Raw genomic sequence first — 12,571 nt, forward strand, 5'->3', positions numbered from 1 at the left:
TAACTAAGGTTCAAAGGTTTTTTTAAAGTACAGAACACAAATTTTCTTTTTAAAAGGTTCAATTTTATTTTATCTCTTTTTGCCTTTCTAAAAAACCATTACACCTGTAAACCAATTATTTGCACTTGTTTTAGTTGTTTTTTTCGTAAATTTGAAATAACCTCTTAATCGGAAGTTTATATATTCTCAGATTTCCAGAATTGATTTGTTCTAAAAAATAGCCTTCTTATTTTATTCTAATTAAAAAATAAAACTATGCGAGTACCTGTCATCCGAAAAGATATACGATTTACCCCAGATTCCAAAAGAGTTGTTGCTCGATATTTTATGAATGGCGATGAACGGACAATCCAAATGATAGCACGCATAATGACACTCGATGAAAAACAGGTCGTAGATACCTTAGAACATACACTCCGAGAATTTGCCAGACGCCACCGAAATATTTCGAGTATCTTTCTTAAGCATTGCGGAAAAATAAGAGGCATAATCGAGAATATGCAAATAGATTATGAAGCTATGACTCTAGAACGAAAAATGCTCATAGGCTCTTATTGTACAATGGAATATGCCATAGAATCGGCAGCAATTTTCAACCCATCTATTGTAGAAGATTTCGACCAATCGGATTTACAAATAGGCGAAAAACGAGTTATTATTTCTTTTCGTGCTACGGGCGAAGGTCATATTTCATCGATTGTTTTCAGGAGAGGAATACTTGATAAAGATAACAACCTACAAGTAATGAAAATTGGGCATAACATCGATAAAGCCGAGATTGTGCACAAAAGCTTATACAACAAAGAACGATTTCTACTAAAATTGTCTGAGATGCATACACAAGACAAATACATTGCACAAATTATGCAGGATTTGCCAAATGAATTTGAGTATGCCGTATTAAAAAGCATGGTAAATATAGCATTAAGTGATCCATCTATTCGCCAAGAAAGAAGAACTGCACTCGAAGAAATAATCTGGCTAGCCGATTCCTTTTATGATTTACAATTCAAGCACGATTCAGACATTACCGAGCGTGTAATATTCCCTATATCCGACTCCGAAAGCAAAGGAATCGAAGATGCGCGCTTTGTACATTTTGTCGATGATGATGGGTCTAACAATCGAGTAATGGCAACCTATACCGCTTATAATGGACATACCATACTCCCAAAACTTATCTCAACCGAAGACTTTTATACCTTCAGAGTAATGCCTTTACACGGAGCTGGTGCTCAAAACAAAAACCTAGCACTTTTCCCCCGAAAAATAAAAGGCAAATATGCCATGCTTTCCCGTATCGATGGCGTTAACAACTACATCATGTATTCCGACAGAGCCACACAATGGAACACTCCTGTCCTACTGCAAGAACCTCGCTATACGTGGGAGTTTACCCAAATAGGAAACTGCGGATCACCACTCTGGACCGAAGAAGGCTGGCTTGTAATAACCCACGGTGTAGGCGCCATGAGACGTTATTGTATAGGCGCATCGTTATTTGACCTTGACGACCCATCCAAAGAAATCGGAAGACTAAAAGAACCTCTACTCTCTCCACTCGAAGACGAGCGAGAAGGTTACGTACCCAATGTTGTGTATTCTTGTGGTGCAATTATCCACAACAACAGCTTAATATTACCCTACGCCGTATCCGATTATTCATCGACCTATGCCATCGTAGATATGGTAGAATTAATAACTGCTTTAAAAAATAGCAAATAAGAATTTGAATTTGGAGCTCTCGAAGTATTAAAGACAACTACCCACTACAAAAAATACTTAAATTTTGAAACTGCTAATAAATTATTTATGAAAAACAGAAGCCATTCCCGGATAGAATGGCTTTTTTGATTTTGATTACTGAACTGATTGCAAGTCTTCACTATCGGGATTAAAGTCTATTTGGTGTGATTTAGGTTATTTTAGCAAATAAAAAACCTTGTCAATATTTTTGACAAGGTTTGATTGTTTTAAATGATTTTCTTTGTAGGCACGGAAAAAATTTCCGCGCTATCGTTGCGCACATCTGAGCGGTCGGGTTTAAAAAACAAAACCCACACAATTGATGCATTACCTTGTCTCATCCTAAAATAAGTTTGCACGTATATCCGAGCCGTCGGGATTTTAGATTACGTCTTATCATTGCGATTACAAAGTCAAGAGACGTTTGTACAGCATATCCTAACATATTTAATCTTTTAAAGAGAACACTTTGGAGAGCTGGGGAAACCTAATCTGAAACAGTATCAAACTTAGTTACCTCAGAACCGTTTTTATTGGATCTAATTAAATAAAATCTAACCTCATTATTAATAATCATAGTAATATTCAATGTAGCAAATTTTTTTAATTCAATTTCCCCTTGAATTTTATTAAAATCACTTTTATCAAAGTAATTATAAACAGTTGCAATCTCATTTTCATTATATTCTTCTAATTCATCTTTTGTTTTCTTTACTATATATGGTTTGTAATAAACTTGTTGTTTTTTTTCAATTTTTTTATAATTAAGAAGCAATAATATATCATTATAAATAAAATAAGAGGACTCCTTTTGTTCTCCATTAATATCAATAAATTCATCTATTATTATTATCTTATCATTATTAAGAATATTTAATGAGTCTATAATTTTAGTTCTCAATTTCATTCTTCTTTTATAAAAAAATGTTTCATCATCAACAATCTGATTAGATATTTCAGGAAAATCTCTGTATTCCTGTTTTATTTTACTTATTTTATTCTTGAAATAATTCTTATAAGGTTGATTTACTTTGTGTATTGTTATTTCTTGAGAAAAACATACTTGGGTTAAAAGCCCAAAAAAAAATAAAAATATATTTTTAATTACATTCATTGTAGTTAAATCTTGAATTTAAAATTACTCCTCCGCTTGCTCTTATTCCATCCCTAATACTTGCTTCCATTTGTTTTGGAGTTGTAGTGTTTGAATGGAGGTATCTGGATCCAGAAATATTATAATACACACTATTTCCTTGACCATCAATAATTGTTGATAAAGGATTAGGGCTGTAAGTGTTCGTTTGTTTATTAAATAAAGAAGAATAATGAGTTCTTAATGGTAATCCTGCTTCAGATCTTATCTTATTTTCAATATGTGTTGCTCTAATCTCACTTCTAGATACATCATCTTTATACCATGAATCATTAATCTTGGTAGGATCATTTACATGCCCTAACTCATGTCCTAAAGTTACGAAGAATGGACTTTCTTGAAAACCAGACTGAGTCCAAGTTTTTTCATTGGATTTAGGGTCAATAAAAATAGTATTTCCATCTGCGATATTTTTACCCTTGCTATATTTTAAAAATACATCTTTCTTTTCTCCTGAAAATTCATCAATTAGTCCTTTTCCTGTTTTTCCACTATTTTCTAAACTATTAAGACCAGCAACAGCATTTAAAACAAAATCAGGGAGTACTGTATTAGCATCAATTGTTTGCCACTTACCATCAATCTGATGTTGAGTTTGTCCATTTTGATAGCGATATTTTTCACTTGAATTAGGGTCATTGATATAAATATATTCTCCATTAACATCTATAAATAAGGTTGGAGTATTCCCGGCATATTGATAAGGAGTAAGACTTTCAAACTTTTCAGCCATTCTGTCAATATTCATAAATCTTCCCAAAGCTGGGTCATAATTCCTAGCCCCATAGTCATACAAGTCTAATTTAATTCCTCCAATGTTATCGTCTTGCAGCTCTTTCCCGTTGTACTTATATTTTTGCGCTACAGCAGTCCCTAAAGCAGCAGTCACCCCATTATATCCTTTATGTTTGAGACCGAAAGGGTAGTAGTTGTTTTCTTCTACAATACTCAGGTTCTTATCATAACTCAAACGTACATTTCCTAAATGGTCTTTGTACTGGTAAATATACTCAAAAGTTCCCGAATTATTACTCACATATCCCTCAGGTTGAGAGAAAAACTGTAGAGTATTGTTCTCATAAATAAAACTACCCGCATAATCGGTAGTAGTACCCGTACTTACTACTTTGCGTTGTTTCACACCAGTGGCATCATATACATAATCGATAGTTCCCGATGGGAAAGTAATTTTAGTAGGTAAATTTAAATAATTATAAGCAATAGCCAAGATACCTTTGTTGGCATCGGTTTTCATGTTCCCGTTCGGGTCATATTCATATTCTACAGGAAGGCTAGCTCCATTTTTAAAACCTTCGGTACTACCAGAAGAATCTTCAACTTTAATTAGTTTATTTCCTATATAATCATAAGTCAAGTCATCCATTTTAGCAAAATTAGTAGCATTTACATCTGTATGTCCTAATCTTGTTAAACTCATGATATTTCCGTTCTTATCATAAATCAAACCTTCGTTGTATCTACCAGGATTTAAAGTTGAAATGTCATTGGCAAGTGTTAACCTGTTTAAAGCATCGTAGGTATAGGCATAACTTTTTAGACTAGAATCAGCATTAGCCGTTTTCCATAAAGTCTGGCTAATGTTTCCGTTGTATAGTTTTCCAGTTGTACTGTCATTGTAATTAAGCTGAAAAGCAAATAAACTACTTCCTAGCGCATTTACATTATTGATATTCTTAAGCCATCCTCGAATATTATATCCGTAAGATATAGTTTGTAATCTTGATTGTGCCGTTTTTCCACCCACACTTTTCTTGTCCAATTGTCCTAAATTATCATAACTATTAGTTACAATAAGTTCAGGAGTTTGGTTATTAATGGTTTGTTTTTGGTTAAGCAATCTGCCCATATGATCATAGGTAAAAGTATCTACTATCTTAATTTCTGCTGCAGCTCCTTTTTTATGAATTGTTGTGTTTTCTATGAGCTTTCCTCCAAAATCAAGCAAACTAGCCGAGGTACTTACCGTTCCTAAATAGTTATTTTTGCTGTAGCTATAAATAGGTCTTCCTTTGGCATCATAGTAATTTACATTGGTCGTCCAGCTGGTAGTTCCTAGCACACGTATTTTACTTCCTGTAGCAAGCCCTTTTGTATTAGTTACTGTAGTTGCAGAACTACCGTCAAGATCAAAACTGTAATCGTCGTAATAACTAATAGTCAACAAATCAATCCCTGTATTTGGGAAAGCAACATTGGTATAGCTTACACTCGTTCCTGCTATATTTATAGCAGCGGCTTGTTTACTCTCGAATAAAGTAGTACCATTGGCTAAAGCCTGAACAGCAGCTCTAGTGTTTTGTATAACATTTGTATATTCCCCAGTATAAACAGGCCTGCTAAAAGCATCATATTTAGTAAACATCCATTTATTGCTTGCCTTTAAATTAGCATCCTGAGTAAGAACCTGTCTGTTGAGTTTATCATATACTATGTATTCCCAATCTTTACCCGGAAGTTTTTTCTCAATTAAACGATTGCGATCATCATAGCGGTATTGGTAACACAAGCTACTCAAAGTAGGTTCGGTAATTACACCCTCAGCTTTTGGAGGTAACACCAAGGTAAGGTTACCGTAATTATCATATACATAGTAGGTATCATAAGCTCCATTATTATAAGTTCTCTTAAGCACTACACGTCCTTCTTTATCTTTAAATTCTTCAGTAGTATTGTTATTGCCGTTTATCCAATTTTCGTCTTTGGTAATAGTTTTAAACAATTGTCCTATACCGTAATTAGATGAGGCTGTTATTGTCGGTACATAAACTCCATTAGCGTCAAGTGCTGTACTTACTGCATAAAGTTTAACCGCATCGGCATCAGTATTCGCTACGTAATCTAGTTTTATCTCATGACCAGAACCTAAGGCCCAATCTTTACCAGGTGCCGCTTGTTGCAATACTCGATTAAGAGGAGAATCTTCAAATTCTTTTTGCGAGAATGGGTTGGCTTTTGCGCTATTTATATCAGTAGGGTAATTGTTTATGTAATAAGAGCTTAATCTTGCAATAGCATCGGTACCTGTTCGATAAGAAGCTGTAGCACCGAGAACATCCATATAAGGCAGATACTCTTTGTCCTGTCTTCCAAAATCATCATATTGTATTGGAACCACAAGATCTTGTTTGGTAGGAGATGCTTTTATAGCAATACTTTGCATAGGTCTCCCTAATCCATCAAAATAAGTGATGTTCTCTATTACATCACTATTGTTTGCAATTTTTGTTGTATCAGTCATCGGAGCCTGATAAGTACGGGTAAAGATATAATTTTCCTTACTCCGAGTAATAGCAATATAAGCATCAGAACTTACTTTGGCGACAAAAGTACTTCCAGCTTGTATGTGTGTATTAGGACCAAGAGTAATACTTTGTGTAGCGATAAGAGTTACAGGACCTGTTGCAGCTGTAACCGTATAATTAGTTGCTGGTGGCTCTGGTTTTAGTATCGTTACTGCAGTTTGTGCATGTAGGGCAGCTGTTATAAAAAACAATAAAACAGTTGTATATTGAGATAATTTTTTTATCATGATTAATATTTTTTATAACGATATTGGTTTTCAGATAGTAATTTACCTTCGGCATCTTTTACAAATTGTAATCTGTTTGCTGTATCATAAGTATAAATCATTTTATATCCTTTAGGATCTGTTATGGTACTAACTCCAACCAATGGAACATAAGTATAAGTTGTTAGCATTGCAGCAGGTAGAGCAGAACGTAAATCCTTTAAAGCATCTAGTAAACCACTTTCGGTACCAGCATCAGAGGCATTTTGCGCAACAGTAATTAATCCCAAAGGAATGTTTGCATAAGTAATATTTTCTAACTTAGCAATAGGTTGTGTTTTGTTATAACCCCAAATGATACAAACCGGGGTACCTCCCTCAGGGGTATATTGTAATATGTTGCCTTTATCATCATATTGATCAAAAATAATTTTTCTATCTGTATTTGTATTCAGATCAATGTCGTTATTTCCTTTATTAGAATAAACATATTTTGGCAATAATAAATTCCCCGTCGCAGCACTCTCTTCATATTTGGTAACAGATTCAGCTATTTTTATACTATTCACAAAATTTTGTATTTTAATTGGCTTCCCAATTCTATTTTGGGACACTAATTTTTGCATTTGTGGAGATTGGGCTGAGCTTAATAAGTCATGTGGGTAAGCATATATTGTTTGTAAAGTTTCTCCTTTGGATGAACCTGAAACTATTGAAGTAGGCTGACAATGTAAAGGATTATTATAATCGTAATTAGTCACTACTGTTACAGGATTTAACCCATCTTTATCAAAAATTTTCTCTGTAGTTTTCTTTAAATAGCTCCATTGAGAGCGAACAAAATATTCGTTTAGTGAAAAAGAACTCACTAAAGATACTTGAGGACAAAAAGTTTCTGTCCCAGTCATACCGCCAACAACAACATAACCAAAAAGTTCATTGCTTACATAGGCTACGTGCCCCAATACTGTTTTATCCTTAGCTGGATCATGTACATATTCGTTTATTGTTTCTTTTAGAATAATATCACTATTTAATACCCCCCTTTTGAAAACTTTATGATTTACTAATCTGCCAGATCCAAATCCATTAGTAAGAGGAGTTGTTCTATCATCATCTCCTTGAATCACATAAGGCAATCCATCTTGAAAAATATTATAGGTAAATTCTTCTCCTCCATTTTCAAAATTTTCGCCATAACTTTTAGTTACAGAAGCATAACCAAATTGAGCATTTTGACAAGAATAAATCCTACCCAAATCTGCACTTGAAACGGAATAACGAGTTGTCTGAGATGGATATTCACAAGGATTACTTCTATCTATTTTTCGGATATATGCAAGAGGAGCTCTTGAGATATAACTTCCTGAATCGTAAAAATATTTTTCTGTTTCAGTATGCTCATTAAACAAATTTCTATTCATTATTTTTTGTACTCTAAAACCACCAACTTGTACATCTACTTCTTGATGCGTAACTGGAGCTTCATAATAATCAAAACTTACACCCGTCATAACACATTCTGCTGATGATAAATAAACTGTTACTTTATAACTTGTATTTGCTTTGAGTTTAAAAGTTACCGAATCTGAATCAGGTGAATCCCGATGAAAACCATAATGTCCTCCTATCTCTGTTGGAAAATCTGTATCTTCATGATTCACAAAAACGACACGTTCATTTGTTGATAAATCAATAATACTAACACTCCCAGTTGGATCATGATGCTCCTCATAATCCCTATCTATATCTCTACAGAAACTGTTAAATTGTGCATAAGTAGTTAATTTAACAGTTTGATCGTAAGATGAAAATATAGTCTCGCTTTTAGAATCATTGCGCTCGCCTATAGAAGTCTTAAGATCAATATCCACACTAGATTTGTTAGGAAATACTGGTACAGTTACTTTTCCATCTACATGTGGCTCATATACTAAAGTACTGGTTCCTTTAGTTGGGTAGGTTATTTTTTTTAATAAACCAAAATATCCGAAATTACTGTCCGGATTTCTATTTGCCAGTTCGGTATAACTAGAGTTAACTGGATGTTTTACCGAATTAGGAACAGGAATGTCTTCTGTGATTAAAGTAGTATTGTTCTTTCCGTTAAAGAGACCATAATAGTCTTTGGCAAAACTGAATCGAGCTGGTAATAACTCAGGAGAGTAATATTCAAATTCATGAATTTTTGGGCTAATCGAATTATTTTGTTCATTAATTTTTGTGAGGTAAAAACGCTTCGTAAGGTAATTAGGAGACGATCTAATATCAGATGGGAGATAATTGTAATTTGGGTAAGAATCGCCAGCATACTCAGTATAACCCAATCTAATTTTATTAATTAATGCACCCTTTTTATCATAACAATTTATTTCATCAACCTTCATAAAATTGAAATCATTATCTGAAAATCGCTTTGAATATGAAAATGTTATTTTTGTATCATTCGAAATAATTTCTTTCAAAAGACATTCATTGGAAAAGGAGTTATATTTAGCAGTCGTTAATGATATCCAAGGATGAAAACTTGTCTCTTTGTAATCTAAATTCTGCTCAAGACCTGAAAGATATTCTATATTAGTAGGATTCCCAACGTAATTAAGTATAATTTCTTTGTTTGTCATCGGATCAAAAATCCTAGTTAAATACCAAGATGTTTTAACATTTGTAGCTCTTGGTCCTTGTTTTGAAAGGTCTCTAACTAAACTTGACTCAACACTTCCGTTGCCTCCAAAAAAATATTTAATTCCTTTTGTGTCTGTAATAATTACTTCAGGATTATAATTCACACCATTAGTACCTATACCAAGGAAGGCTTCAGTAACTTCTATTCTAATTCCTGTAGGCTCAATTTCGACAGGAATATTATCATCATCCAAAAAAAACTTTCCAGAAATACCGGCAAAATTATAACTATATATATCAGGTTGGGTATCAGAATCGGGATTATTAGAAGCCTGCTCTAAAAAAGCCATCATTTCACTAGAATTATATGCCGTATTTGGCTTTTTAACTCTTCCACGATAATTATCTTGATAATCAAACACTTGTCTCGTAATAACACCTCCTGCATTTAATGCCCATCCCATCCCTACATTCGATTCATATTGATCAACCTTTACTCCATCTGAAGAATACGACAAACCTATTGGCAATTCTAAATTACCTGATTTAATAGTATGTAAAGGGATATTAATTATACCATTTCCTGTAAATTGATTTAAGGGAACTTGCCCATATAATCCTAAACTGGCACTATTAGGAGGTGGCGGAACTATGATAGGAGTTTTGCTTACTGGCTCTGGATCGCGTTGTGCTATTATTGGTAAAGATGTAAAAATTAGCAATAGGAAGAATACATATTTAAACCTGTTACTTGTATGTACTATATTCATTTTTTATTTATTTTTATTGTTTATTATCATCACTCTCCATATTCATTTATATGTTAACTATATAAACCTCTTCGAAATGAAGAAATTTAAACATATAAAACAATTGATTCTTAGATTAGATAAGCTAATCTCTTTGAATTTAATTACTCAAAAAGATAATACTTTAACATCTTTTCTAAAAGTTACTTGGAGAATTAAAAGTCTTTAAAAGATAAAATATTCATCTTATGACAAAAAATATCAAAATGATAATTCGTTTTTGTCTCTATACAAATTCCTCTTAAGATATCATGGAATTGTAATAATATAATGATTAAACAATAATAGTGGTAGGTAGTTGTTTTTCATGTTTATGCGTTCTTAGATTAAGAGAAACAATTGTATAGTGTTTCTTATGTAGTATTTAATTTAGGAAATAAATATTTTTAAAAATTTCTTGCTAAAATAGCTGGGTATTTATCAATATACAATACCCACTTTTAGTGATTTATTTGATTATTTAATAACATAACAACAATAAAACAAAAAACTCCTTAACAAGTTAAGGAGTCTTTATAAATTTAATATTTTTTATTACTTCAAGAAATAATCGGCATCGATTAATTTGTTTCCTGTATCATCATAAACGGCATAGTTAAAACCACCCTGAATACAATACGAACCATATTCTCCAGCTTTATTTAAGGCAATAAAACCTACCTGAATATCTTTTAAATCTTTGTTTCTGTTCTTGGTTAGTTTTACAATTCTTGCTACGGCTTCTTCGCAGGCTTTTTGAGGTGATTTTCCTTGTCGCATCAGTTCTACAACGAGATGACAACCCGAAATACGGATTACTTCTTCGCCATGTCCTGTGGCAGTTGCAGCACCTATTTCGTTATCGACATACAAACCCGCTCCAATAATTGGAGAATCTCCCACACGACCGTGCATCTTAAAAGCCATTCCGCTTGTGGTACACGCACCCGAAAGATTTCCGTTGGCATCCAAAGCAATCATTCCAATAGTATCGTGATTCTCGATATTAGCAATTGGTTTGTACTTACTGTCTTTTAGCCACTCTTTCCATTCCTTTTCTGACTCTTCTGTTAGTAGATTTTCTTTTTTGAAACCTTGCTCCAAGGCAAATTGCAAAGCTCCATCACCAACTAACATTACGTGTGGTGTTTTTTCCATTACGGCTCTTGCAACCGAAATAGGGTGTTTAATATATTCTAAACAAGCAACTGAACCTATATTAGCATTTTCGTCCATAATACAAGCGTCGAGTGTTACACGACCATCCCTGTCTGGACGTCCACCATAACCTACGCTTCTTTCTTTTGGATCTCCTTCGGGAATTTTAACTCCTGCTTCGACAGCATCTAGAGCCGTTCCTTTATTTTTTAAAACTTTCCAAGCCGCTTCATTTGCAGGAATTCCAAACTTCCAAGTAGAAAGTACAATTGGCTTCTTCCCTTTCTTAGCTACTATGATTTTTTCTTCCTCTCCTAAATCTGAATTGAAAGATTGCAATGCCACTGCAACCGAAGCTATTGCTGCTGTTTTTATAAAATTTCGACGATTTGAGTTTGTCATATTAAAATATTTTTAACCATATATAATATTAAAAAAATTAAACCATATAAGTTATGTAAGCACAATAAAGTTTTTTAAATGAACTTATATAACTTATATGGTTTAAAACAGTTTAACCAATCTATGCTTTATAAAGCAAACTTGTAGCACCTAATAAAGCAGCTTTTTCATTATCTGTAGAAATAGATACTGTAACATTGCTTCCTGCTTCTTTTATTTTTTTACTGAAAACTGGCAAGAAAAATTCACTTGCGTTTGCAATTTTTCCACCAATAATAAAACTATCAGCTGAGAAAGTTGCTAACCACGGAAGCACAATTGCAGCTAAATCCTCTCCCATTTTTTCGAATACTTCTATTGCTAATTTGTCTTCGGCTTTAGCCAGATTAAAAAGTTCTAACCCATTGTTTAGTTTTTTTCCGCTTAAAGCGAAATAACCAGCTATAAGTCCACGTGCAGAAACGTAATCTTCAGCTATACCTTCTTTGTACGGAAGGTCATATATTTCGCCATCTTTTGGTACTAAATCCCCAGTACTAATCGATTCTCCTTTATCTATAAAACAAGCTCCAAGTCCTGTACCAAGTGTGATTGCCATTACTTTTTTAGTAAGGTTATCAGCATCTTTAAAAACTTCTCCTTTCCCAAAACAAACAGCATCATTCTCAAAAAGAATCGGGAAATCATTCGAAAGATTCAATTTATTCTGAAACAAATCCCGAACATTTAAGCCGTAAAAATGTTCGTATTTAGATTGATCTTTTATCCAGCAAATTCCATTATTATAATCAAATGGGCCTGGCATGCAAACCGCCAATCCTGTTGTGTTTTCAACTTTAGAATTTTCAATAGAAGTTCTAATTACTTTTTCCCAAATAGTCATCACTTCTTCTACCGGCAAATTAGAGTCAAATGATTCTTTATGCAGCGAAAAATCAATCACTTTCATATCTACAATATCTATAATTGCTGCGGTAATATGTGTGCCACCAATGTCTAATCCAACGGCATATTCTTTATTCATTCTTATTTTATTTTGGAATTGAACCACTAGGAGATTAAGATTTTTTCACCATTAAGAAATTCAAGGTTATTAAGTCTGGCTACTTAATTTTCTTAATCTCTTAATGGCAAATATTTTCTTGAATTTTAAAAACTTAATTTTCTTAA

The 12,571-nt window shown here is 33.3% G+C and carries 6 protein-coding genes; 1 reads left to right on the forward strand and 5 read right to left on the reverse strand.

Going from position 1 to position 12,571, the window contains the following annotated elements:
* Positions 1–255: 255 nt before the first annotated feature.
* A complete protein-coding gene (locus tag IW20_RS16560; RefSeq protein ID WP_035624772.1) occupies positions 256–1,725 on the forward strand; it encodes a glycoside hydrolase family 130 protein in 1,470 nt (489 codons plus the stop codon).
* Between the two features lie 508 nt (positions 1,726–2,233).
* Here IW20_RS16560 and IW20_RS16565 read toward each other — a convergent pair.
* The 5 genes from IW20_RS16565 to IW20_RS16585 all read right to left on the reverse strand — a co-directional run bounded on the left by IW20_RS16565 (position 2,234) and on the right by IW20_RS16585 (position 12,425).
* Positions 2,234–2,860, reverse strand: coding sequence for a hypothetical protein (locus IW20_RS16565; RefSeq protein WP_035624774.1), 627 nt, complete (start codon positions 2,858–2,860; stop codon positions 2,234–2,236).
* Positions 2,847–6,449: a DUF6443 domain-containing protein gene (locus IW20_RS16570; protein ID WP_051885833.1), complete on the reverse strand. Its 3,603-nt coding sequence runs from the start codon at positions 6,447–6,449 to the stop codon at positions 2,847–2,849. The genes IW20_RS16565 and IW20_RS16570 overlap by 14 nt, the downstream gene beginning before the upstream one ends.
* Positions 6,450–6,451: 2 nt before the next feature.
* Positions 6,452–9,823 (reverse strand): hypothetical protein, encoded by a 3,372-nt coding sequence (locus IW20_RS16575; RefSeq protein WP_123869498.1) that lies wholly within the window; start codon positions 9,821–9,823, stop codon positions 6,452–6,454.
* Positions 9,824–10,396: 573 nt separating this feature from the next.
* Complete coding sequence (locus IW20_RS16580; RefSeq protein WP_035624780.1) at positions 10,397–11,401, reverse strand: isoaspartyl peptidase/L-asparaginase family protein; 1,005 nt, start codon at positions 11,399–11,401, stop codon at positions 10,397–10,399.
* A 121-nt stretch (positions 11,402–11,522) separates the two neighbouring features.
* Entirely contained in the window at positions 11,523–12,425 is a 903-nt protein-coding gene (locus IW20_RS16585) for an ROK family protein (protein ID WP_035624782.1), read from the reverse strand.
* Between the last annotated feature and the right edge of the window lie 146 nt (positions 12,426–12,571).

This window comes from Flavobacterium hydatis, from assembly GCF_000737695.1.
Taxonomy (GTDB): domain Bacteria; phylum Bacteroidota; class Bacteroidia; order Flavobacteriales; family Flavobacteriaceae; genus Flavobacterium; species Flavobacterium hydatis.

What these genes read in the sequence shown, in the direction of transcription:
- IW20_RS16575 (WP_123869498.1), bottom strand. Translation starts at nt 9,823, where the DNA reads ATGAATATAGTACATACAAGTAACAGGTTTAAATATGTATTCTTCCTA.
- IW20_RS16560 (WP_035624772.1), top strand. Translation starts at nt 256, where the DNA reads ATGCGAGTACCTGTCATCCGAAAAGATATACGATTTACCCCAGATTCC.
- IW20_RS16565 (WP_035624774.1), bottom strand. Translation starts at nt 2,860, where the DNA reads ATGAATGTAATTAAAAATATATTTTTATTTTTTTTTGGGCTTTTAACC.
- IW20_RS16570 (WP_051885833.1), bottom strand. Translation starts at nt 6,449, where the DNA reads ATGATAAAAAAATTATCTCAATATACAACTGTTTTATTGTTTTTTATA.
- IW20_RS16585 (WP_035624782.1), bottom strand. Translation starts at nt 12,425, where the DNA reads ATGAATAAAGAATATGCCGTTGGATTAGACATTGGTGGCACACATATT.
- IW20_RS16580 (WP_035624780.1), bottom strand. Translation starts at nt 11,401, where the DNA reads ATGACAAACTCAAATCGTCGAAATTTTATAAAAACAGCAGCAATAGCT.